The organism is Bacteroides mediterraneensis (assembly GCF_016900355.1).
Classification (GTDB): Bacteria; Bacteroidota; Bacteroidia; order Bacteroidales; family Bacteroidaceae; genus Phocaeicola.
In genome coordinates, this window is sequence record NZ_JACJKA010000016.1 from 1 (window position 1) to 24,565 (window position 24,565).

Below are 24,565 nucleotides of genomic sequence, written 5' to 3' on the forward strand. Positions count from 1 at the left end.
CATATCCGTATGCTTTAGAGTGTTAAACCTTGAATTATTCTTCAGCTAGATTTAGACCTTTTTTTTAAAACCTTTGTCTTGGTTTGGTCTTTTGTCCGCTGACTTTTTTTTTAGATTGAGAATCATTCCCCATCTGAGTTTGAGCCTTTTTTTTACGGCATTGTCTTTTCAGGAAAAGTGGAATTAGAAAAGTTTTGAACGAAAAAAATGTTGGGGAAGTCGCAGACAACATCGTTATTTTTTTCAGGGCAAAGGCTCTTAGCCGGAACTCTTTCATTTCCACTAACCCTTATAAATTTGCCGTCAAAAAACAAAGGCTCTCAGATGGGGATATTTCGACCTGGAATGAGGAAGCGGACAGACAAAAAGACCATTCTAAGACAATCGGAAAAAGAGTTATACCGATTAAGAGATTTGGGACAAAAGAACAAAGGTTCACTGTAAAGAGAGTAGACCAGTAACGGACAGGCTTTAGTCTTCCTGAAAGGTGTGACGAACAGCTTTTTGTTTATCATATTTACCTACACCAGGAAATAGTTTATTGCTCGTAGGGAAAGCTTAGAGTTACTTTTGTACAGAATGTTGGTGAGAGACAAAAAAGATGGCAAAATGTATAGTGTTGATAATTCGAGCATTAGGATTATAAGGCAACTGTAAGGGACATCCTTAGAGTTACTTTTGTAGTAAATGTTGGAGGTACCAGAAAGAATAATGTTTATATGGGATAGAAGGGAAAAGAAAGCAAAGGACATAAAAAAGGTATGCAAGGAACAACCAAGCATACCCTAATCTGATTTGATTGTGTTACAGATTCAAAAGCTATAATATCATTGATTTTCGTCACCAAAGAGTTTGAGCTGACGTTTGTTTTCCTCTTCCTCGGCAGCTCTTCTTCTACGTTCATATATCAGATGCTCTTCATATTTTAGTACACTCATCATATCCCTGATTGTGTTCAGCCTATCTTCTTCGTTTGTGAAATATGGAATGTTTTCTTCATCACCTTTGAAGTACTGAGTGTACATATCGATATAGCACTTGAAACTCTCTTTCAGGGTAGAAGGTATCCTTAAAGTTGTCGTTACATAACCAGTCTTCAGCTTGGGGCCCGCACCTGCTCTTTTTCCGCCACGCTTGTCATTAATAATCTTCTCAATATCCCAGGCTGTAAGATTAGTTTTAGGAAGAAAGATTTCCTTTCCTTTTGAAGTCATCGCATAATATATATCAGAAAGCCATCTCTTCCAGACCTTTGTAATCTGTCCAGTAAAATACAGGCGAAGAAACTCTTTGGTAAGATGGTTGTCAGGGAGTTTTCCAACAGGAGTTACACCGTCTTCATCAATAAAGACATCCACATCAATATTATATTTTTCAACTAGTTCAAATTTATTTTCCATATAAGCTGATTTGTGTGGTTTGGGACAAAAATAGTGAATTTTGATTATGTCACAAAATCAAAATTAAATAATTTGAACGTATTGTGTTGTAAAATTTATTGTAAAAAAAAGACTTGCCTATCCCATCAGGAATCAAGCAAGCCTACAGCATAAATGCGCAATGAATCAGTCTTTCAGAGAGTATGTCTTCACTATCTTCTTACCTACTTTTTCTGTAGAGAAGGAAAGTTTGTCTTCTTTAGACAACCAACCGATAGCAGCCCAGAACTCTGCGTCTGAAAGTTTAGATTCCTTTTTAAGGTGTGCAAGTTCAACACTCTTTTTACCATCGAGAATATGCCAGATAACGCCGGCATTCTGACCAATTAATACCTGTTCCATATTGAAATTGATTAAATAAATAATGAAAAGTAAAAAAATGAGGAAATGTCTATCACAACCTGGAAAGGATACGATAGACGTGCCGCAGATGCAGCTATAAACTTAAATTATAATGTGCTTTGATTTACTGTCAAGAATATAAGAGATGAAAAGGGAATAACAGTATTGGAGTGTTATAAGTGTCTTATAACGAGGCAAAGATACAGAAATTTTCTATCATCAAAGAAAAATTGAAAAGAAAAAGCGGTTAAGTTGCCTTAACCGCCCAGAGCCATGCACGTCTTCCGTAATAGGCTATTACCAGAACCTCCACCTGAGTTTCATAAAATTACGAAGAACATCTGACAAAAGCAAATAATTGATGGATAACTTAAAAATATAACCATTTAAATTATCATCATCAGGAGAAAATATTAGTTTTGTAATAACAAAGTAAATCAGCTATTTTTCTTCTTCCTCCCTGGTCTGATTTCTCTGCTAATGTATATACTTCTTTACAATATTTGGTTATACCTGAAGGGAGAACCAATATTATTATAAAATAAGTTTTATAAACCCAAGATATAATTTATATGATACTGGACACAATGACAACAGAAGAGGTACTGAGAGAAATTAAATCAGACTCAAGGGAAGTAAAAGCCAGATGGAGAAAATTCTCTACTAAATTCAGGAAACTTATACTGAAAAGGCAGTCATTCCCATGGCTTTGGGAGACTACTATAAAAACAAAGAAATATAACGAATGGTACATATCATTTTATGCCGAATCAAAAAAAGAGGTTGGTATAATAAATGCAACATTCAATATGATATTCAAGTATAAAGGTCAACTGCTGACCGGTACGGTTAAAGGAGACGAAGCCTTTATTTTTTCTGGTCACTTCTTTGACAGATACAAGGAAAGGTTCTTCAAAATACATAAGGAAAACCGTCTTATTACTGACAAAGATATAATGAAGGTGTTCTTCATTTTCAACAGTAACTGCTGGTTCTGCTACAAAGAAAAAGAGGATAATATCAGGGGATTCTGCTATGACGGTATTCTCTTAGGAGACTGGTTTGGAGGAGAAGGAGGTATTGTTAAAACATTCATATCAAGACAGGAAATGAAGATAAACCAGTTTGCAGAGTATTTTGAAATCTTCAAGATGTGGATTATAGAGGACATGTTCAAAGCAAGAAAAGGGTTTGAGTTAGAAAAGGAACTGATAAAATACATACCAGACACATATTTTAAACATGAAGAGTGGGACAAGTTCTTGTTTGAGCGAGATAATCAAAGACTGATAAAGGCGGCAGAAGAATGTCAGGAGATATACATAAAGAACATGGATGAATACAATAGATGCCTTAAAATGATTGATACAACCTATCTCAATATGGCAGAAAAGAAATTATAAGGTTGGCAGGAGTAACCATACTAAATTCATTAACAATACAATAACATAGTGATAACTTACAGAGAAAGAGAACGAACATATCTTTACCGAAAAAGGAAAAGATATGAATGCCATAATGAAAGCCATAAAGAAGTACAAGATAAGAAGACTATATAGAAAGTTAAAGAACGAACCTGTATATCCGTCTTGCTGTATAGTCACGATAAATGAGAAAGGCAAAAAAGAAATCTACATGATGTTATAAATTTCTTTTCAGAAACTCGTAGGAAGATATTGCAAACACGTACATTTGTATCAGTTAAACAAAATAAGAGTACACAGCAAACTTTTCCAGCCGTGAGGTCCGAGTTTTTCAAATGATAACTCTAAAGAGCATCCACAGAAGGGTGCTCTTTAGTTTTTCAAATGGATTAATATGCTTTAAAACAGAGAATATTAAGTCTGATTTTCTTTTAAAATCACTATATTGGAGTTGTAATAAGACCATACACCTTTGAATAAATACATTAAAAATAGCTCTAATGATGCAAGATAACCGTGAGGTTAAAAGTGTCATGCAAGCCCTCCAATGAGGGCTTGTTTTATTTTTTAATATTGCGTATATTTGTGATGTAGGATAAAGACAGTATTCCTTTTAAACAATCCTTCTCGGGTGTGCTTGATATCCTATGCCCTCTGTCTGTCAGAGGGCTTTTTTATTTAACCGTGATGACATCATCGAGGTTGGTGGTGTACTGCTTGCTGATGTGTTCGCATTTGAGGTGCCACGATTTGTCTGTGGTGCCCTGGACTGCTACCTTTATTGTGTTGTGGCCGTTCTTGCGGTTGATGGCATCTATGGCAGCGGCCAAGCGTGACTGCTTCTCACGGTCAATGGTGTCGAAAAGGTTGGTCTGTATGGCAGAATCAGGAACTATGTTCCAGACAATGACACCGGCTTTCTTGTACTGGTAACCGCCTTCTTTGCGGAAATCTATGCGGAGTGCCCGGACTGCGGTACTTACAAGTTCCTGAAGGTCATTTGTAGGTACTTGCAGGTGAATGGTACGGTTGATGCAGTGTTGTGGAAGATCAAGACGGAAACGGCTGGTATAGGCGAAGACTGTTATCTCTGTACAGCAGCTGTGCTGCATACGGAGCTTACGGACACATTCGGAAGAAAAGTTGGCGACTGCTTCCTCTAAGCTGGAGAGTTCTGACAGACCAGAGTCAGGGAAACTGCGGCTGGTACAGATACTTTTCTTCTGAGGCAGTTCCTCGACATCGATACAAGATTCACCACGAAGCTCCTTCCAAGTGCGGACACCGGTTATTGTAAGTAATTTTCGCACAAAACTCTCGCTTTTCTGAGTGAAATCTAAGGCGGTATTTATACCATAATAGCGCAGCTTATCCAAGCTCCGATGGCCGATACCCCAGACTTCGCCAATTTCGAACCTTTGTAAAGCTTTGATTCGTTTATCTTCCGTATCAATGATACAAACACCTCCATAACCCTTGTACTTTTTCCCGTATCTGCTTGCCACCTTCGCCAGAGTCTTTGTCGGTGCAATGCCCATTGTAACCGGGATGCCTGTACCCTTTCCGATGGTCTTTACAATCTTCCGACCGTAGGAAACCAGTTTCTCCCCTTCTCCGAAGCCTGAGAGATCCAGGAACGCTTCATCAATCGAGTACTGTGTCAGTTCCGGCGTAAACTCGGACAGCAGCATCATAACCCGGCGGCTCATATCACCATACAGATTGTAATTGGAACTGAAAACAGCCACATTGTTTGCCTCCAAGATGTCACGGATCTGATAGAGAGGTGTCCCCATCTTGATGCCCATCGCCTTAACTTCATTACTTCTGGCCACGACACAGCCGTCATTGTTCGAGAGAACAACGACAGGTTTGTCACGGAGCAGCGGATTGAACACGCGCTCGCATGAGCAGTAGAAGTTATTGCAATCAACAAGGGCTATCATAAATATTCTGTTGCAAAGATATCAATAGTATAGCAAACTATAATCATCAATAATCAAAACTACCCTACAGGGTATTGAATAAGTGTCAGGATATATGTAGCTTTGCGCTTGATAAACAAAAAAAAGCCTACGTTAGGTATTTTATGTCTAATTTTTTGAAGTATGTTAAAGAACTTGTTTTATATCTGTTTGCTTTTGTTGTTCTGTAATAAATCAGAAGCACAAAATTTGTCAAGTATCATTGATAGCTGTCATTATTATTTGGATAAGCAAGATACTATGTCGTTTAATAAGACCTACATCAGAATTCTAGATGCTTATGAAAAAGAGTATGATGCAGAACTACATTCTATTGAGGAAGAATTAAAAGAGATGAGAATTGAAGATCAAAGCATACGATTGCTACTGCTTGATGCTTCGAAGAAGAAACAAAATGTAAATAAAATAAGAAGGATAATGGACGACATAGACCGAAGAAATGCTGTCAGAGTTGCTGAGATCATTGACCAATACGGTTGGCTTTCTCCCGATGATATTGGATATGAAGCGAACGAGGCTATTTTCCTTTGTATTCAACATTCCCAAGATTCTTTAATCCAGAATAAGTATTTACCTATACTGAAAGAAGCCGTCCGAGATGGTGCGGCTAAGGGCTGGCAATATGCTTTTCTGACTGACAGGTGCCTTATGAACCAAGGACAAAAACAGATTTATGGGACGCAGAGAATAACCAGGGATGGAGTGGATTATCTGGTCCCTCTACAGGATATTGATAAGGTCGATTCACTAAGAAAGGAAATAGGGCTTGAGCCTTTGAGTGAATATATGAAAGACTGCGGACTTAAAACCGGCTGGAGTAAAGAGTTTTACAAAAACAATATAAAACTACATGAATCTATTTTTGATTCATGGTTTAAATCGTTTAAGCAGAATTGAAAATATCTTTTTTACCCGGCGGCTCATATCACCATACAGATTGTAGTTGGAACTGAAGACAGCCACATTGTTTGCCTCCAAGACTTCACAGATCTGATAGAGAGGTGTCCCCATCTTGATGCCCATCGCCTTAACTTCATTACTTCTGGCCACGACACAGCCGTCATTGTTCGAGAGAACAACGACAGGTTTGTCACGGAGCAGCGGATTGAACACGCGCTCGCATGAGCAGTAGAAGTTATTGCAATCAACAAGGGCTATCATCTGCCTTTTCTAAGCTGTCTTTTTATGTTGTAGGTAAGAACTCCCCATATCAGGAAGTTGTTCTCCTCTGTAATCTTAATCGGAGTGTATTCCTCGTTGGCCGGAACGAGCCAGATACATTTCTCATTATCGTCAAAGCGCACCGTTTTAAGCGTGAACTCTCCATCGATGAAAGCCACAACGATGTCACCGTCCTGAGGCTCCAGGGCTTTGTCTATGACAAGCAGGTCACCGTCATCGATACCGCAATCCTTCATAGAATCTCCGGAAGCACGGGCATAGAAGGTGGTGGCCGGATGGCGTATGAGTTCCCGGTTCAGGTCTATGCTATCAGTCATGTAGTCCTGAGCCGGTGAAGGAAATCCAGCTCTCACACCCTGATCTGCAAACGGCAATGGCAATTCGCTGCTCAGGTCGGCAGAGTACATGGTAAGTTTTATGCTCATCCCAGAAGCCCTTTCTCCAGCATTTCCTTACGAAGAAGTTCTTTCTCAACCTCAGTCATATCAGCCAGTTTTAATCTGTGGGGATTCTGTTTCTGATAAGCCTTGACATCCTCAATCACATTCTGGAAGTCATACAGAAATTCGCGAGAAGCGCCATGTCTTCTGTAGATTTCAATGGCTGCTTCCAATACTTCTACCGTACAGGTATCATCACCTTGAAAGACAGTAGCCGGTATTTGATTTAAGACGCATTTTCGTAATAAAGCAAGTTGATCTTTCATGTTTTGATTATGTTACAAATTCAAAAATAACATAGAATAATTTAGTTGTGTAATTTTATCCTAATCATACACCCTCTACAGATAGTTGTGATACAGATAAATGGATAGTTGTGTAAAACCGTCCCTATTAAATATTTTTCAATTTACTTATTGAAGCGACAAACTCTTTGGCAGGTTTGAAAGCTGGTATATCATGTTCCGGTACAATTACTGTAGTGTTTCTGGAAATATTGCGAGCGGTTTTCTCTGCCCTATGCTTCAGGATAAAGCTGCCGAAGCCTCTTAAAAAGACAGGTTCCTGATTTGCCAATGAAGATTTTACTTCAGACATGAATGCCTCTACTACTGTTAATACTGTTGCGTAATCAATACCAGTAGAATAAGATATTTGTTTAACCAATTCAGATTTTGTCATATAGCTATTTATAAAGGTTTATAATAAATGCATTAAAATAGGCACAAAGATAATAATTAGGAAGCATCAGATTTCAATAATGACAATTTTAAAGAGCCATCACACAACAAATCATAGTATAAGTAAAGCAACGGTTTTAAATAAGAACGGATAGCCGGAACCTGCAAATATATTTTCTTATTTACCATAACACACGAAAGCTTTTCATAACCGTTAGGGATATGCTTATTAAGCTGTGAGATAAAATTAATAATCTTTTGAGGAGTAGGCCAGTTCAAGAACTGAATGGTCACATTCATATCATCATAACAAACAGATAATTTATAAGAAAGATCTTGTGAGGTAACGAAAGAAGAAATAAAAAGCAGAGCCTCTAAATAATTGCTACCAGCCATTACTATTATATCTCTTTCACAAGAAATTTTGGACAAAACATAATCAATCAGTAAAGTTGAAGATGAAGCAAGTAAATATCCTGTTGAGTCTGGATCACCGGATTTATCCAGACCAAAGAAAAAGACAGGATTCCAGCAGATATATACAGAACCAGACTTATCTGTGCGTATTGAAGCCAGGCACTGATTATCGTCAAACAAAAGTCTTGTAGTTCCCTTAACAGAATCAAATTGAAATAGGTTGCGATAGGCATCCAGCCCTGATTTATCTTGATGTATAGATTTGAGCAAATAGCCATGCAGTCCAGATACATGCTTTAGTTTCACATTTGTTTCTTTTGCCGAAACATCAAACAAATAATCTATTATTTGTTGTCTGTTGCAACGAACAGGCAGGGAAAACTCTTCGCAATCTTCCAATTCTTCTAAATTAACCTTCAGTAATTCAGCCAGCATAATAACCGAAATATCCGTAAAACCGTATAATTCCATACAGCAAATTACGTTATTTTCATTACAGTAAATGACATAACCCCTGTTGTTGATTCTATAAAGGCGAAAAAAATCACCATACTCTACTGGAGTATATTCTTTGAAAAGCGACTGGAAATTCATATTTGATATTTTTAAAGTGACAAATCATTATTTTTATGTTTCTTTTTCCGTTTCAAAGGCGGAAGATCATCTTCTCTATTTTTCCTGCTACCGCCGGTAATATCAATATCCGGTATAAAAGGAAGAGCAGAATGTGACATATACTCATTATCGCGTTCTAAAGACTCTCGCCACTCCCCTACTCTGTGAATCGTGTTGTCATGCAACAACGATTCATTGGAGAAATGACTCAGAATATTAGCATAGGTAAATTTGCGAGATATATCGGAAGCCTTAAATTCAAATGGAATATCTGTATCCATGACGGAATAAGTAAGTCCATATATGCCTTTACTATTCACATGTTCCTTTATACCTATACCAGATTCTTTCAATAAACGCTTAAATTCATCATAAGAATCTGATTTATCCAATATCAGATTCAGTTTATTGAACAAGTAATGTTTCTGTTCATCGTATGACATTGACTTTGCATCAAAGTTCATATATCCATATCTGAATTTCTGAGGCAAGGATGTATCCTTAATATAAAATGAATCTTCGGACAGACCATAAACATAATAGGACTTGTCTTTCTTACTTGTCAGACGCATATACACTCCTTCCTTCTGCAAATTGGCCCTGAACTCCTGAAAGGTGGTACTTGAAGCAAAAGCTTTATCAAGTCTGGATAAAAGATCATCCTTATATAAAGATTTCAGGAAGCCACCTTTTTTAAGGATAGAAAGAATTGAATCATATTCATGATTGCCAAGAACTGACATCCATTCTTCATTGCTCAGCTTTGATTTTTGTAATCTGTCGCCAAGCAGTTCAGCTGCACCTGAAGAAGATAAAATACTCATCACCCTTTCTTTAACAGCATAATTTCTGAGTGCTTTCTTTAAAGCATTATCAAAATAGTAGCGTTGTCCGGATATTGAGGATAATCGTTCTTTAGTTCTTTCGTTTGCTTTAAGGCTGACAAGATTATATTTCTTTTCAAGTTCCCGTGCTAACTTTTCAGAGCGTTTGTAATCCAAAGAATTTGATACGGATTTACCTTCTGAATCTATGCGACTGTGTAATATATGGACATGAGAGTGTTCCTTGTCTTTATTTAAAATAATGGAGTAACAACAGTTCCCATAACCCATCTTCTCCATATATTCCTTAGAGAGATTAATCCAATTAGCCTCAGACAATCTTTCACCTGGAGAAAGATTCAAGGTGATTTCAGAATAAGGTAATTTCACCCTGTCATTAAGCGAAGAGAAAAGAAACATATAATCAGAAAAAGAAGATAAAGAATCACCCGTAGAGTTGAATAATTCTTTTGCTTCACCAGAAGAAATCTTCTCCAACTGATAATCTATTTTTCTGCTTAATGTTGACATGGATGAAAAAGCCGGTTCAATTTTAGCAATCATATCAAACAAGTTTTTTTGTTATTACTGATAGCATATTTAAAATATCGTGTAGTTCCTGAAGATAAAGTTTAATATTATCTTCATGAGGAATCAGATTAATTTGTTTCGCTATCTGATTGATATTGTTCCCTATTCTCTTTAATTCTATAACAGTTTGAATATCAGTTTTAGTAACTAATTTATCATTAATAACTAATTCTCTTATAATTTGAGCAATAGTTTTACCTCTTTCTTGAGCCATTTTACTCAACTTTTCCTTCTCCTCAAAAGTTAGTCTTAACTCTAAACGAGCTGTTCTTTTCTCATTCATGAAATTATATTATTATAATGAACAAAGTGAGTTATAAACATCAACTCGGTTGATGCAAGGTGTTTTTGTACGTACAAAAACATACCTTGCGTGTACTAAAGTAATCAAGATAATTATGATAAGCAATAAACCCTGGGGGTTTTATTGATTTAATTAATCTGGATTAAAAAATCAAGGATATAATAAGTAATTATGTAACAAACGTAAATATATAACAGAATAACATATGTTACATATATACAATATTACATACGTTTATTAGTTACATCATCACTTTGTATCATTAGTAACAATGTAATATTATAACATTGTTACATTATTACTTTATTACTTACTTACTTTATAACATAATTTCTTATGTTGTTAATATCATAATATAGTTTATATGTTATTTATTAATATCTTACGTTATGAATAAATATCTTACTTTTTCAAGTAATAAATAATGTGATTTCTTGCATAAGTAATTTATAAAGTATATATTTGCAAAAGAACATAATTTAATAGCATATGGGAAAAAAATTACCTGGTATTACTTTAGCTTTTGAGAACCCCAAAGGTGGGGTAGGAAAGTCAACCCTTACTGCGTTATTTGCCGGTTACGTACACTCAATGGGCGAGGATGGCATTAATATTGGGGTTGTAGATATAGACGACATGCAGAATACAATGGGAAGGCTACGTCAGTCAGAAAGTGATGAAAGCAATAACCTGAAGGAAGAATATGAAGTGATGAACATATCTTCTTCAGAGTTTATCAATCAGCTTGATATGCTGAAGGAAAGTTTTGATGTCATATTAGTAGACTTCCCAGGCAACCTGAAACAAAACGGCGTTATAGAGGCTTTACATTTCATAGACATCGTAATTATGCCTTTTGAACCAAACAATACGGATTTAAGCGCAACACTATATTTCTACGATAATGTGTATAAAAATATAATAAAGGCAAGAAAAGAAAATGGCTTAAAGACAACTGTAAGAGGTGTAATGAATAGGGTAATGACGAATGTCATTGAGTTCAAAGAGTTAGTCAGTAAAAAGGAAAACCTTCCTTTCCAGCTCATGGAAAGCTTTATAAAAGATTCAAGAGTAGATTATCAGAGGAACTTGTCAACGTTGAGCAGTAATTACCATCATCCGTGTGACCAGTTTTGTGAGGAAGTTATAGAATTAATCAGCAAACATATAGAGGAGGAGTAACATGGGAAATAAAACAACTTCAATCGGCATGAGCAAGCTCTTGGCTAATGCATCCAAGATGGAAAAGGAAATAAAGGAAACAGAAAACGTGGCTCCTACAATAACTGTGGAAACAGAGCAGACAAAACAGAATGGCGAAGAGCAACCACAGGAAGTAAAAGAAGTTATCAAACCTGAAGAAAACGTACTTTCGGAAAAAAAGAACAAGGACGAACAAGAGGATAAGGAAAAGAACAAGTCTTGCAATCGAAAGGAAGAGTACAGTTTATTATTCCAGGAAAGGAAAATAAAAGAAGTGGAGATGATCCGCATATCAAAAGAAACTCATGCTAAACTGAAGAGACTTGCCAATGTATCTGATGTAAGTATGCACGTATTGGCAACTAATATTCTGGAAATAGCATTTGAAAAATACAATAAAGAAATTCAAGCAGCAGTAAAGAAATATATGAGTTTATAGTATTTTGAATCTGTTACAGAATCAAAAGCCAGGTAATGGGTAAAGCAGGAGTATAAGAATCCTGTTTTACCCGTTTTTTTTAACTTAAACATAATCGCGCATGTCATAGATGAACATATGAGGTAGCATAAACTGATGATTGTATAACCCGGACGCTTTTGCACAACTATTAGTGAAATCAGGGGTAAGTGGGACACTTTTACACAACTGCGGGAAAGTGCCCCTAATTTTTATATCGCTAAAGGAGAATAGTTAATATATGTAAATAATTTAGCATTTAACCCGATAATATTTTTCCGAAAGTATGTTTACACAAGTCGAAGCATTTCTTTATTTAGGTTTTTAGGGTATTATGAATATGTGGGACACTTTTACACATCTGGCAAAAACAGAAAAACCGTAGATACCGCTTGGCGAAAGGCTTTCGGGGAATAAACGCAAAACTAAGAATGGGACACTTTTACACAACTGGCTTCGAAGCCGGGACACTTTTACACATCTGAGAGAAGCAACTGGGACACTTTTACACATCTGGGAGAAGTAATCAGGACACTTTTACACATCTGAGAGAAGCAACTGGGACACTTTTACACATCTGGGAGAAGTAATCAGGACACTTTTACACATCTGGGAAGGCATAAAACCATCGTTTTAGGACGGTTTTACACAACTAATGGAAATACTTTGAATAAAAGCCAGGTAAAAACTTTATGTTAATTTTTGTAACTGCCCCTTTTGTGGCATAATTTTTATTGTACGAATAGAAAAGAGCAACTGGGACACTTTTACACATCTGGACGAATGAATTATTTCATTATTAGCTATTTAGTGTATAAATAATACACTAAATGAATAGAAAATCGCTATATTTGCAAACAAACGGTAAAATTATGGTTGAAACAGAACAATACAAAGAACTCAGCAGGGTACCACGAACACTAAGCGAACCCAATAATGGTGCTAGTCTTGATTTATTAATTGAATCAGGAGGAACAATCATGCATGATATCATAATTTTTGCCGCTAACACGCAAATGAAGGATCTGTTCGGCGACATGTGGTTTTCAATTGAAGACTTCTGCACGGTTATGGGGTATGACAGGACAAAACTCCAGCGCAAGTTGACCGAAGAACAGAAAGCAAAAACATTTGGCCAGTTAACGCCTATTTATAAAACTGAATATGAGGGTGAGCAGATAGAACATCCTATAGAGACATTTTTTGAGTCTGCCTTATTCAGTTTAGGTAAGAATACACTCAGTGTTGGCTATACTGTAAATGGAGTAACTAAATTCAAATTTATTCCTATTTTAGAAAGCTTCGACATCAAGGACAATTTTGGGACAAAGAAAAGGACAAAGCGATTGTATAAGGTAAATCTTAGCAAAGATTTGAAGAATATGATGTTCACCGGATATAATCTGATAGACCTTAAAGACTATAGGTGCCTGCCCAATAAACGAGCATACCGGAAATTCTATCTGAATTTGTCCAAAATGATTTTACTTATAAAACATAAGATACAACAAGGTCAGGAACCAGAGTTTACATTGACAGTAGATGAATTGGCCAAGCACTTCGATATAAACATAGCAAACAACCATGATCGCAAGAAAAAAGTAATTGCAACATTAAATGCAATAAACAAGAATCTGACACAAACAAAATTCGAATACGAATTTGTGAAAAAGGAAAATGAAAAGTGGGCCTATAGCGTAAAATTCAGATTTTCGGAAGAAACCCTCAAATATTTTGATGAAAAAGCAAAAGCAATAATTACCGCAAAATATTATGAAGGGCTCAAAGATGCCTTCTTAAGAAAAAAAGGCGTACAAGTATATGAGACCTATAAATATAAAGATTGTTTCATATTCGGCAGCGGAAGCTTTAATGAGGAATTTACTGAGTGGGCATACAGTGATGCTGATATGGAAATAAAAAACGAGATATATAGAAATACTTATATCCACGTTTTGAAGATGCCACCAAAAGAAAATTGTATTGTAAATATGGCAGATATTAGGCCATTTTAGGCAATAAATGAATATTTTTTAATAACTTTGCAACGGATTTCCATGTAATATGGGAATCCGTTTTTTACATACGTACAGCTGCCAAACGGAAGAGTGGTGTCAGAAGTTAAACTATAAAGCAGCTGCGAACCCGTACCGAATAATACGGCGCGGGGAAGCAGTGCTTTATAAGGGCGACACCACTCCCTCGTTTGGCACGGCGGAACCGTGCCATTATATATATTTATGGCACCTAGACAAATAACTAAACTCATTGAAGAAACCATCGAGAAGATGGGGCTTCAAGAACACATCCGTTTTACGCAAGAAGAAAAAATCTATTTTGAAGAGAATTTCGAACCATTTCATTTAAAAAAAGGACATTATCTGATTACTAAAGATGAATTGGTTGAGCATTTCTACTATTTGGAAGAAGGAATCCTGAACATCTGCTTTCCTGACGCAAAGGGTGGCTTTGTTAATGCACGATTTATGGATGACAGGGCATTCATAAATCCTTTTTTCCTGCATAATCCGGAACACAAAGCCTGTTACAGTATCAAAGCCAATACAAACTGTAAGGTATGGCGAATGAAAAAGCACAAGGCTTATGAGATGTTCGGAGAATCTTTCAATTTCTGTAAGCTGGCTATTTTCCACCTTGAAAAATCTCTTATGCACAGAATAGAAAGAGAAGAAGGAATACACTGCATGACTGCCGACCAAAGGTATGAAAAGGTATTAAATAAAGAAAAATGGCTTTTTAAACATGTTCCGTTAAAGGAAATAGCAAGGTACATCGGAATAACACCACAGGCTCTCAGTAAAGCCAGAAAAAAGATCTTCAGATAGCTTACAAAAGGACAGGATACTTTTACACAACTAGTATCCTGTCTTTTTTTGTGCTTGCCATTATATGTTTTACATCATAACAAAAAATGAAACTAGATTAATAAAACAGCATATTGCGGAATTAAAATGTCTTTTTATTTGCGGTTTTGCATATTATCTATATGTTTGGACAGAATCAATTGAATTTCCTGACATAATGAGCAGGATTTGATACAATTACTAAATTAGGATATGATAAAACATAAAAATAATAAACTGGATAATATTAACTTTAAAAATAGAAAGCACTATGTACAGCAACATGAAAATCGTAATACTGATTCTCCTCCTGTTTACTGGAGGCAGTGTGATTAAAGCACAGAGACACTACAAGAGGATTTCAGCTTTAGAAGGTAGTTATGGTACCAATATATTCGGGAAAGCTGATAACATGGCAAATATATCATTCTCAAAATACATTGACAGAACATCCTACTGGAAAGCCGGATTGAATTATTTTGAAAAGAGTTTCGATTATTCAGTCAATACTGAAGCAACCCAGCCTTTAGGTATAATGCCGGTAATGCAGAACCAACAAAGGGAAGAAACAGCCCGGAACTGGTTTGTAAACGGCAGTTATAACCGAACAATAGCCAGTAACCTTAAATCAATCTACTGGAATATAGGTATAGGATGTTTTCTGGGCACAGAATACACCAGACATCCATCAAAAGAGTATCAATTTATCGTTGGTCCGGAAATAGGGACTGAAATAGAACTTTTCATATTGCCAAAGCTCGCATTCACCATCGGAATAAAAGAAATGTGGAGTCCGTTGTCTGTAAAGAACTGGAACACCGTATGGAATGCGGGATTGAAGATTCTCCTTTATAAATAAAAATCATGTTACTTATTGTCTTATTGCAAGCCAGTACAGATGTATCCGGCCTGATATCGTTGTACCGTGAAGTAGGTACAATGCTGGTTGGTATTGGCTTTATTTGTGCAGGATTATCTGTACTTAAAAAGCTGATAACCAATCATGAAAAAACAAAGGAAGCTATTATTACCTATGTAGTAGCATTGGTTGTCTGGCTATTAATATGGTCGTTGATATGAGCATAGCAGATGTTATTATACTTATTGTCATCTCTCTTGGTATCTATCATTTTCTGAATAAAAGAAAAGTCCCGAAAGACGGGCGAAATAATGAAAAGAAACAAGAACCTGGAGTAGAGAAAGACAAAAGGGAAAATATACAGGAAAAAGCGCCGGTCATCAGGGTAATCTTTCAAGTTGAGAACACCGAGGAAGATGACCTTGCCAAGGAAATAGCGGACATGTTCTTAGATGGGAGAACTTACTATTACAGTGGGAAAAAGCCGGAAGAAACAAAAGAAAAAACGGAAGACACTGAAATGGAAAAGTTCGTAAGGTTTGAAGATGTACAATGGAATTTAATTAAAACAATACAAGTATAAACTTTAAAATTGAAGAATTATGGAAGTACTAAAGCAATTAAGAAAGAGATTTGAGAACGTAAACAACAGTGTAAGCAGGTGGGCAGTAGGTCTTATGTTTCTGTTCATGGTGGCAGCTCCGATTGAATTAGAAGCACAGAGTGGCCTTAAGATAAGCAGTCTTTCGGAAGTAACGGACACAGCCAAGGAAGGTGCTGACACAATCCTTGATGTCGCAAAATACATTCTCGCAGCCGTTTTGGGTATCGCACTGGTGTTCGTGATTTATTCTCTTGCAACAAATAATCCACATGCCAAAGAATACCTGTTAGGATGGATCATTGCAGTTGTAGTGATTATGGTTGCCTTCCTGATTATCTGAACCATGAGAACCATGAGGAAAATAAACAAGCCTATCAAGTTTTTCGGCTTGTCATCCGGGCAATTCGGAATATTCATGCTTATAGTAGCCATCACGATTATCGTCTGCATATTCAAGCAGCTGCATCCGCTGGTCATAACGCTTCTACTCAGCGGAATAGTATTTCTGTCAGGGCTACTGTTCAATACCTTGAAAAAGGAACATAAGGCTGGAAATCCGGATTTTCTCACAGGTTTGAGTGTACGGAGCGCAACACCAAGAAAAATAGTAGATAAAAAAAAGATTTTCAATTTCATTCTAAACTGAACAGCCAATGGTCACACTTATCATCCTAACAGCCGTTGTCATTTGTTTGTTGGCTCTTCTCATTGCAATATTGTATATGCGCAATGAAGAAGTGCAAGTAACAGACAAGGCCACAGATCTGGCAGACATATTGCCTATACAGACCATCACCCAGGATGCAATCATCAATGGGAACGGTGACATCACAGTAGGGTACAGAATGCTTCTTCCTGAAGTGTTCACACTTTCGGAAAAAGAAGCAGAATATATCCATGAGAGACTTGAAGCTCTCTTGAAGATGCTTCCGGCCGGAACTGTCATACATCAGCAGATTTTTTATTATACCGGAGAGTATAACAATCAGGAATATTCAAACAATGCTCTGATAGCAGAGAACAACCGGCATTTTGACGGCAAGGAGATTCTGAACAGTTATACTAATCTGTATCTTACATTTACCAATGGGAAAAAGAACGGCAAGATAAGAAAAAGTGCGACCAACACATCACTGTTAAGAAGATTACATTACCCGTTTAAGCAGCCATATAGGGATTATGAGAGACGAATGACAGAGATGGAAGCATCGCTTCTTAATTTTGAGAATGGTCTGGCATCTATCCAGCAATTCGAAATCAGGAAGATGAACAGCAAAGAGTTGAACAATGCTGTTTATGATTACATCAATCTATCTTATGATACACCTGTAGAAGATGCAACGGAAAAGGTTGTGAATCCGATGGCCATCACACAGAACGGTGAAATGAAAATCGGCCAGCAGTATGTATCGATGTTATCACTGACAATCGAGGGGGAGCATCTGCATGAACTCTCAGTTCCTCACACCGGTAAAGCACGTTCATACGGTGGAAACATTGAAATACCGGACAGTATCAAGAGCAAGTGCTCGATGTTATACCCCGTAGGTCTCGGATTGCCTTTTAATCATATTGTCAATGTGGTCATCGAGATAACAGATCCTGATGCGACAGTAACAGCAATAGGAGCAGAGAAGGATGCCTTGAACTACATCACCAACTTTTATCCCCCTGCAGCAGAAAAGCAGAAGGAGCAAAGATTGTTCTGTGAAGAGATTACGAAATTTGACTATCAGACCGCTTACACTTCGTTCAATGTCATTCTCAATGATACGGACAAAACTTCACTGATGCGTAAGATAGCCCTTGTACAGCAAGGATTCTCCTTCATGAACCAAAGCAGCTGTTATGTTGAAAATGCGGAATTGTGTAACCTTTTCTTTACAAACATACCCGGTAACGCCAGGGCAAATTACAGAGGTTTCATCAATACAACCAAACAGGCAATCTGCTATCTGCAAAAAGAAGGTATGTATGTTTCAGATACGAAAGGGCACATATACAATGACCGTTTCGGAACACCGGTCAAGATAAATCTTTGGGATTATCCGACATTGAATAACAAGAACAGGATAGTTATCGGGCCGTCAGGTTCAGGAAAATCTTTCTGGCTTAACAATTACATTCTGCAAAGCTATGAGCTGGGTAGAGACATCATGATCATCGACATCGGTGGTTCATACCGTTCTATGATAGCATTGAATGGAGGGAAATATTTTGATTCTACAGAACAGAAGAAATTTGCCTTCAATCCATTTCTATGTGACCGTGACAAGAACGGTAAGTATCTCTATATCGACACAACGGACGCAGAATCAGCAGATGACCAGATAAAGACTATCGTAGCCATAATAAGCTATATCTGGAAGGCCAGGGAACAGATGATGCCGGCTGAGACGGCGATTCTTAGGAAATCCATCATCGGCTTTTATGACTATGTAAACAATTCTTCAGTAGGTCAGAATAATGAAAGAATCTTTCCTGATATGAAAGCATATAGAAAATATCTTCAGGAAGTATTCAAAAAAAGAATGAGTGATTTTGAAAAGCAGAAATTCGAGATTGAAGAGCTTATTCTTCTGCTGGAACCATATACAGACGGTGAACTCAGTTTCCTGCTCAACGCAAAGGAAAACGTGGATATTGTTCATGACAAGCTCATCGCATTTGATATGGAAGATGCGTCAAAGAAGGAATACTTTCCGCTTGTGGCCATCATTACCCTTCAGATGATTGTCGATAAGATTAAGAAACGACAGGGAATGATGAAGGAACTGATTATCGATGAAGCCCTGGATTTCCTTCAGGATGAAAAGTTCGGAGACTTCATAGCCTATCTGTACCGTACATTCAGAAAGAAAGAGGGAAGCATCACTCTGGCAGCACAGAATATCCTTTTCCTGAAGAACATGCCTTCAGGAATAAAGGATTCAATTATCATCAACTGTGCTACAAAGATAATCCTGGATCACTCGGAGCACCGCCAGAACCTGCCGGAAATCCAGTCCGTCTTGTCCATCAATGACGAAGAAATCTATATGATAGAGTCATTGCAAAGGACAGACCGCTGGAGGGAGTTCTTCATCAAGATGTCCAATGATGCATTCATTTTCAGAAATGAGGTATCAGATTTTGCAGCGGTAGCATTTGACTCAAAACAATCAACCGTAGTCAGGATTAAGCAATTATTCAAAGAAACAGGCTCGACCTATACGGCCATAAACTTATATCTGGAAGAAAGGAGAAAGCAATATGGATGATGCAACAGCAGGATTAACGGAGTTGTTAAACTACAGCACTGACATGAACACGAGCATGAACAGTGTAGCACCCAGTATAGCAGCAGCATTATTAGGCATAGCCCTCATCTTTGTGGTTTGGGCTTTGGCCACAAAAAAGCAAAATGCACGTACATACCTGATAGCTTGGGTAGTATGCGTAATATTTACTATCACATTTATCATTTAAGCTTATGAAGAAATTATTTGGAATAATCATAATCACGACAGCCATGCTGTTTATAGGTGCAGGGAAGGCAGATGCCCAGTGGGTTGTGCATGATCCGGGACATACCTTCCTTAATTCAACAGAGTGGTACACCAACGTAAAGAAATGGATAGAGCAGATAAAGGAGATGGAAGCAGCCCAGAAATTAAGGGAAGGTTTACAGAACATAGACAGAATGAAGGAACTGAAATCTCTGAAAGAGCTTGCTGATCTGTTGGATGACGTTGCCTGTCTGAGTCAGGACTACAGCTTTTATATGAATGTAGGATCCAACTACCACTGTTTGAAGTTTCTTAATTTTCAAAGAGTAACAGTCAATCTCAGCGTCAGTACCGACCTCCTGATGAAGGTAGCAACGGTAACAAGTTATTTCTCGATGAACTCTGAAGGAAGAATCTCCTTTATCGAACAGGTAAAGGAGTCTGTTGAAAAGGCAGCAGATGAAATGAGAGAGTTTAACGAAACAGTCAGAAGCACAGTTATTTATAAATCGATGAAAGGACACAACCGGAAGACCTATTATCAAGGTCGCCTTTCAGCCTATACAAGATATACCAACTAAGCCTATGAACCAGGACAATTTTTTGTGGGGACTCCAAATAACAGACGGCCTCACTATGGAATTAGTTTCAAAGATGACAGTTATAGCATTTGGAGTTGCAGTCATCTGTTTTATATGTAATCTGGCCTATAATTATCTGTATCACGGAGCCAGTCAGTTGTTGACATCAAATGAAGACAAGTTTCCGGACATGATGGAAATCGGCCGCTGTCTGGTACTGTTTTTCTGTCTGACAATGTATAAGCCAATCGCACAGACCATTGTAGGAACAATGGAAGTCATAAACGAAGCTACATCGTTATCTTCAGAAAGAGCCAATGAATTTGCCCAATTTATGGCCAAGGCAAGCAACGAGCAGGGTGAAATGATAGCAGAATATGAGACCAATTCACTTGAAGCGGAAGTGGCAGCCGGAGAGGACACAACAGGAGCCATGCAGCATGAGCTTGATAAAAAAGCGGAAGAGGATGAGACTACAGGATTAAGAGCCAGTATAGAGAAACTTGTCAATATCCTTAATCCGGCAAACCTTGTAGCACTTGTATTACACGCTGCGGCAGCCTTGGTTGTAGGTATCATACAAATCATCATCCTGGGTTTAGGTGTAGTTATTGTAAAGATACTGGTTATACTCGGCCCGTTTGTCTTCGCGTTCAGTATGCTTCCGGTATTTCAGAAACAGCTATCCATCTGGTTCGGTACTCTCTGTTCATCCTGTATGGTGTTCACTGTGATAAACATACTCAATCAGATTATGTGGCAGACATTAAAAGCACTATGCGAATCACCGGCCGACATGGTTGATATGGCAACACAACAGTTGCAATATCTGGGCATGGATCTGGCTCTAATCGGCGCATATTGCAGCTGTTTCTGGCTGTCGTCAAAAATTGTCGGACACAGTGATGCCGGCAAGGTTATCTCAAAGGTTATGTCGATAGCAACGACAGCAGCCACCATAGCCCTGCTTGGTGGAGCTGGAGCAGCAGCCAAAGCAACAAATGTAGGAGCTGCGGCATCAATTGGAGAAAGTATAATCGATGATAAAAAATAGCAGATATGGACTTGATGAAATTTAAAGGTGTAGACAATGCCGTAAAGATGACTATAAGACTTTCGATAGGCTACTGTGTCGTTCTTACGATAGCTTTTATCACATGCATCATCTATCAGACGATGAAGCTGGAAAAAGCTTACAGCCAGGCATTGGTCATAGACAAGAATGGGGAAGTATATGAGGCAAGTGGTATGCCGGCATCAAATATGAGAAGGTTCGAATACATCAATCATGTCAAGACCTTTGTCGGAAAATGGTATGCCTTTGACGAAAATACCTATGAGAAAAATATCACAAGTGCCCTGAATCTCATTGGGAACAAGGGGAAAGAGCTGTTGAACGAATACAATGATGTGAATATGCTCAATTCACTGGTACAGAAGAACATCAGATACGGAGTATCAATTGACGAAATAGTCATTGATATGGGAACTATCCCTGTAACAGGGAAAATACTTTTCACACAGACGGGATATAGGGCCAGAGGAAAGATTTCAAGAAAGGTAGAAGCAGAGTTCTCCATCTACGATGTATCAAGAAGTGAGGAAAATGCACACGGAGCCAAGATAGAGGACTGGATCGTGCATTATTCGGCACCAATTGAAGACAACCAGGAAGTATATAATAATACCCAACCAGAAAAATCTGACGAACATGAAAACTAATAATTTTTTAAAAGACAAAAACAAGCTTCTGATGATTATACCCATCGTATTAGGTGGTCTATTTCTCTACGTGTTTTTTGTTCACGACACATCATCAAAGGAAGTTGCGGAAAATGAAAAAGAAAGGCAAAGTGTATTGCTGGAGCCGGATTCGGAAGCAAAGGACAAAGCTCTCAATAAGATTGAAGCCTATAAACAGGATGAAAGAGAAGAGAAGGAGAAACAAAGAATCATGGATGAATCACAGGTAAGAGGTTCGGATTTCTACTTCGACCTTCAGAACAGAAATGAAAAATATGACCAGGCAACACTGGAGAAAATACGGAAAATGAGAAGAGATCCATACTCTGATGTAATGGGTGAATATGGCAGCAGCGACAGCCACCTCTCGGAACAGCTGGAAAAGCAGCTTGCAAGCATTGAGGATGAAGAAGAGTTGAAGGAGATTATAAGGGAAGCAAGGAAAAATGCTGAAATCCGAAAGGAACTGGAGCAGAACAATGTCTATAGACAAAAGATATATAAAAGGATTATAGGTTATGATCAGGAAAAGAAAAAAGCCGAAAATCCCACAAAGCCCAAACCAGGCAGTGCAATGGACAGCCTTGTAAGCAACCAGCCTATATATATAGCCGAGAATGGCAAAAGGACAAGGAGGCAACAGGCAAGTATGCCAAGCAGCAACACCTTATTCAAGGCCTGCATACATGGAGACCAGACAGTCGTTACCGGCAGTACAGTAAGAATGCGTATGCTGGAAGATGCCGTTGTCTGTGGCATGAAAATACCGGCTAACACACTCTTTTACGGTGTGGCGACATTAGGAGCAAACCGGCTGGAGGTAGTGGTAAACAACCTGAAGGTAGGAAATACGATCAGCCCTGTTTCCTTTGTCATCTTCGACAATGATGCAATGGAAGGATTGAACTTACCAAACAACATGAAGGCTCAGGCAGCCAAACGTATGCAGCAGGGACTTGTCCAGAATATTGATATGCCTCTTGCCTCTATCGGAACAATGACAAGTGAGATTACCAGTGCTGTAAATGCTACGACTCAGATAGCAAAACAGATATTGAATATGAAACTTTCGCAAGTCAAGGTACATCTGAAGAGCAATTATCAGATGTATATACAGGAAGAGACAAAAGAATCAAAGCTGAAACGGAAAGCTGTTCAGGAAGAATTGCAGAGACTATATGCTGAGCTTGAAGAGAACAAAAATAATCAGCCACATCCTTTGGAAACATTAATTGACAAGCTATGATTTTGAATATCTTGAATTATCTAATTGTTATAGCAACCCTGTTTTTCGGGTACAGAATCTATATATCAAGAAAGCAGGGTAAGAAATTTACAGAAATCAAACCGCTTTTGGTTTCATTTTTCGCCTGTATTGTCTTGTTATGGGCGATAACAGTATTCACCGCATTTTATAATTGAAAGTTATGAAAAGAATCTATATTTTAATTGTTCTATGTGTGGCCGCATTCGGCTTAAAAGCACAGAGTCCCGAACAGGAGAGTATCAAAGCCAAGAACATTTACGTATCATTTGACTTTGTGAAGCATCTGGTATTCCCGGTACAAGTGTCCGATATTGAAGTAGGAGAGAAAGAGCTTATTTCGGCAGAAAGGGTTGAAGAAGCACCCCACGTTGTCAGACTGTGCGCACAGAGTGAAGACTTTGAGAAAGAGACAAATGTAACCGTCGTTTGTATCGACGGCAGTGTCTATACTTACCATGTGAAATATATAGCAAACGGTCTTGTCGATCCTTCCCCTAATATCTATGAAGATAACGGTAAATGGGAACACAACGATTATCAGGCGGATGTCAGTGACATGCACATGGCCGAGTTTTTCTTCCCCTCAGACATCATATACGGCACACAAGGTAACGAAATGTCCTTTGCTTTACAGAGCTACAACAATCAGCTGAAGGTTTCAACAGCTAAAGATGCCGTTGAAAATTCGAATCTTTTTGTCATCGACAAAAACATGAATACATACAGCATTGTCATCCGCAGAAACGAGACTTCGGTCTTCACCTACAACTATGATGACAAGCGTGAATATACTGCCCACATCGATGTGAACAGTGAGGTGATGGACAAATGCCTTCAGGAGCTGAGAACAAAGAAAAGGAACATCTACAGTGTTGGCGAGGTAAAAAACAAGTTTGAGCTGTCAATGTCCAACCTGTATGTACATGAAGACTTTATGTTTTTCATCTTTGATTTGAAAAACAAGTCATATATAGACTATGACATTGAATTTGTCAAATGCTTTCAAAGAGACATCAAGAAAAGCAAGAATGCCATACAGCAGGAAACAACCATAGATCCCATTTATACAAAGGATTTTGAAACAAAGATAAAGGGCAAAAGCGCCAACAGGCTTGTTCTGGGATTTAACAAGTTTACAATTCCGGACAACAAAATCTTTGAGATAGAACTGTATGAAAAGGGTGGTGGCCGCCACATGAAACTGGCTGTTGAGAACAAGTATATTATCAGGGCAGAACCTTTATTCGAAAAATGAT

The 24,565-nt window shown here is 37.9% G+C and carries 25 protein-coding genes and 1 pseudogene; 16 read left to right on the forward strand and 10 right to left on the reverse strand.

The genetic code is table 11. The annotated features are described in order from the left end of the window. Positions 1-827 precede the first annotated feature (827 nt). A complete protein-coding gene (locus tag H6A28_RS09495) occupies positions 828-1,400 on the reverse strand; it encodes a hypothetical protein (protein ID WP_118419706.1) in 573 nt (190 codons plus the stop codon). Positions 1,401-1,565: 165 nt separating this feature from the next. Then, on the reverse strand, positions 1,566-1,781 hold the full coding sequence (locus tag H6A28_RS09500) for a winged helix-turn-helix domain-containing protein (RefSeq protein ID WP_087213221.1): 216 nt from the start codon (positions 1,779-1,781) through the stop codon (positions 1,566-1,568). A gap of 572 nt (positions 1,782-2,353) precedes the next feature. On the opposite strand from H6A28_RS09500, the gene H6A28_RS09505 reads away from it, so the two are divergent. Further along, positions 2,354-3,184, forward strand: a complete 831-nt coding sequence (locus H6A28_RS09505) for a hypothetical protein (protein WP_204479959.1) — start codon at positions 2,354-2,356, stop codon at positions 3,182-3,184. Positions 3,185-3,879: 695 nt separating this feature from the next. Here the strand turns inward: H6A28_RS09505 and H6A28_RS09510 are convergent. Beyond that, a complete protein-coding gene (locus tag H6A28_RS09510) occupies positions 3,880-5,151 on the reverse strand; it encodes a Y-family DNA polymerase (RefSeq protein WP_204479961.1) in 1,272 nt (423 codons plus the stop codon). A gap of 279 nt (positions 5,152-5,430) precedes the next feature. Between H6A28_RS09510 and H6A28_RS09515 the strand changes: the two genes are divergently transcribed. Continuing rightward, positions 5,431-6,087: a DUF6624 domain-containing protein gene (locus H6A28_RS09515; RefSeq protein WP_430641275.1), complete on the forward strand. Its 657-nt coding sequence runs from the start codon at positions 5,431-5,433 to the stop codon at positions 6,085-6,087. Here H6A28_RS09515 and H6A28_RS09520 read toward each other — a convergent pair. The 7 genes and pseudogenes from H6A28_RS09520 to H6A28_RS09550 all read right to left on the reverse strand — a co-directional run. Beyond that, a pseudogene (locus H6A28_RS09520) lies at positions 6,070-6,351 on the reverse strand (SOS mutagenesis and repair protein UmuC); the annotation flags it as partial. The gene H6A28_RS09515 and the pseudogene H6A28_RS09520 overlap by 18 nt on opposite strands. Continuing rightward, positions 6,348-6,797: a LexA family protein gene (locus H6A28_RS09525; RefSeq protein WP_087209068.1), complete on the reverse strand. Its 450-nt coding sequence runs from the start codon at positions 6,795-6,797 to the stop codon at positions 6,348-6,350. The pseudogene H6A28_RS09520 and the gene H6A28_RS09525, both read right to left, overlap by 4 nt. Next, positions 6,794-7,078 carry a hypothetical protein gene (locus H6A28_RS09530; protein WP_195298399.1) on the reverse strand — a complete coding sequence of 95 codons (285 nt, stop codon included), beginning with the start codon at positions 7,076-7,078 and terminating at the stop codon, positions 6,794-6,796. The genes H6A28_RS09525 and H6A28_RS09530 overlap by 4 nt, the downstream gene beginning before the upstream one ends. Before the next feature lie 127 nt (positions 7,079-7,205). Continuing rightward, the gene (locus H6A28_RS09535) at positions 7,206-7,493 is read right to left on the reverse strand and encodes an HU family DNA-binding protein (RefSeq protein ID WP_204479965.1); all 288 of its coding nucleotides are present in this window, start codon (positions 7,491-7,493) and stop codon (positions 7,206-7,208) included. A 56-nt stretch (positions 7,494-7,549) separates the two neighbouring features. Beyond that, on the reverse strand, positions 7,550-8,503 hold the full coding sequence (locus H6A28_RS09540) for a hypothetical protein (RefSeq protein WP_204479967.1): 954 nt from the start codon (positions 8,501-8,503) through the stop codon (positions 7,550-7,552). 11 nt (positions 8,504-8,514) lie between these two features. Next, positions 8,515-9,912 carry a relaxase/mobilization nuclease domain-containing protein gene (locus H6A28_RS09545; protein ID WP_204479969.1) on the reverse strand — a complete coding sequence of 466 codons (1,398 nt, stop codon included), beginning with the start codon at positions 9,910-9,912 and terminating at the stop codon, positions 8,515-8,517. Between the two features lies 1 nt (position 9,913). Beyond that, the gene (locus H6A28_RS09550) at positions 9,914-10,222 is read right to left on the reverse strand and encodes a plasmid mobilization protein (RefSeq protein WP_175631611.1); all 309 of its coding nucleotides are present in this window, start codon (positions 10,220-10,222) and stop codon (positions 9,914-9,916) included. A 510-nt stretch (positions 10,223-10,732) separates the two neighbouring features. On the opposite strand from H6A28_RS09550, the gene H6A28_RS09555 reads away from it, so the two are divergent. The 14 genes from H6A28_RS09555 (at position 10,733) to H6A28_RS09620 (ending at position 24,564) form a co-directional block, all read left to right on the forward strand. After that, on the forward strand, positions 10,733-11,425 hold the full coding sequence (locus H6A28_RS09555) for a ParA family protein (protein ID WP_204479971.1): 693 nt from the start codon (positions 10,733-10,735) through the stop codon (positions 11,423-11,425). Position 11,426: 1 nt separating this feature from the next. Next, on the forward strand, positions 11,427-11,885 hold the full coding sequence (locus tag H6A28_RS09560; protein WP_204479972.1) for a DUF3408 domain-containing protein: 459 nt from the start codon (positions 11,427-11,429) through the stop codon (positions 11,883-11,885). Positions 11,886-12,775: 890 nt separating this feature from the next. Further along, positions 12,776-13,918 (forward strand): hypothetical protein, encoded by a 1,143-nt coding sequence (locus H6A28_RS09565; protein ID WP_204479974.1) that lies wholly within the window; start codon positions 12,776-12,778, stop codon positions 13,916-13,918. A 225-nt stretch (positions 13,919-14,143) separates the two neighbouring features. Further along, on the forward strand, positions 14,144-14,749 hold the full coding sequence (locus H6A28_RS09570) for a Crp/Fnr family transcriptional regulator (protein WP_204479976.1): 606 nt from the start codon (positions 14,144-14,146) through the stop codon (positions 14,747-14,749). A gap of 289 nt (positions 14,750-15,038) precedes the next feature. Next, on the forward strand, positions 15,039-15,626 hold the full coding sequence (locus tag H6A28_RS09575) for a hypothetical protein (protein ID WP_204479978.1): 588 nt from the start codon (positions 15,039-15,041) through the stop codon (positions 15,624-15,626). A gap of 5 nt (positions 15,627-15,631) precedes the next feature. After that, positions 15,632-15,847, forward strand: coding sequence for a hypothetical protein (locus tag H6A28_RS09580; RefSeq protein WP_204479979.1), 216 nt, complete (start codon positions 15,632-15,634; stop codon positions 15,845-15,847). Further along, the gene (locus tag H6A28_RS09585; protein ID WP_204479981.1) at positions 15,844-16,209 is read left to right on the forward strand and encodes a hypothetical protein; all 366 of its coding nucleotides are present in this window, start codon (positions 15,844-15,846) and stop codon (positions 16,207-16,209) included. Before H6A28_RS09580 ends, H6A28_RS09585 begins: the two co-directional genes overlap by 4 nt. A gap of 19 nt (positions 16,210-16,228) precedes the next feature. Further along, complete coding sequence (locus H6A28_RS09590) at positions 16,229-16,570, forward strand: hypothetical protein (RefSeq protein WP_117893505.1); 342 nt, start codon at positions 16,229-16,231, stop codon at positions 16,568-16,570. A gap of 313 nt (positions 16,571-16,883) precedes the next feature. After that, entirely contained in the window at positions 16,884-19,490 is a 2,607-nt protein-coding gene (locus tag H6A28_RS09595; protein WP_117893499.1) for a TraG family conjugative transposon ATPase, read from the forward strand. Between the two features lie 212 nt (positions 19,491-19,702). Beyond that, on the forward strand, positions 19,703-20,299 hold the full coding sequence (locus tag H6A28_RS09600; protein ID WP_087209021.1) for a hypothetical protein: 597 nt from the start codon (positions 19,703-19,705) through the stop codon (positions 20,297-20,299). Between the two features lie 4 nt (positions 20,300-20,303). Beyond that, positions 20,304-21,353 (forward strand): hypothetical protein, encoded by a 1,050-nt coding sequence (locus H6A28_RS09605; protein ID WP_087209016.1) that lies wholly within the window; start codon positions 20,304-20,306, stop codon positions 21,351-21,353. A 5-nt stretch (positions 21,354-21,358) separates the two neighbouring features. Continuing rightward, on the forward strand, positions 21,359-22,021 hold the full coding sequence (locus H6A28_RS09610; RefSeq protein WP_175631595.1) for a hypothetical protein: 663 nt from the start codon (positions 21,359-21,361) through the stop codon (positions 22,019-22,021). Then, entirely contained in the window at positions 22,011-23,288 is a 1,278-nt protein-coding gene (traM, locus tag H6A28_RS09615) for a conjugative transposon protein TraM (protein ID WP_117893493.1), read from the forward strand. The genes H6A28_RS09610 and traM overlap by 11 nt, the downstream gene beginning before the upstream one ends. Before the next feature lie 181 nt (positions 23,289-23,469). After that, positions 23,470-24,564, forward strand: a complete 1,095-nt coding sequence (locus tag H6A28_RS09620; protein ID WP_118038418.1) for a DUF4138 domain-containing protein — start codon at positions 23,470-23,472, stop codon at positions 24,562-24,564. Position 24,565: the final 1 nt, after the last annotated feature.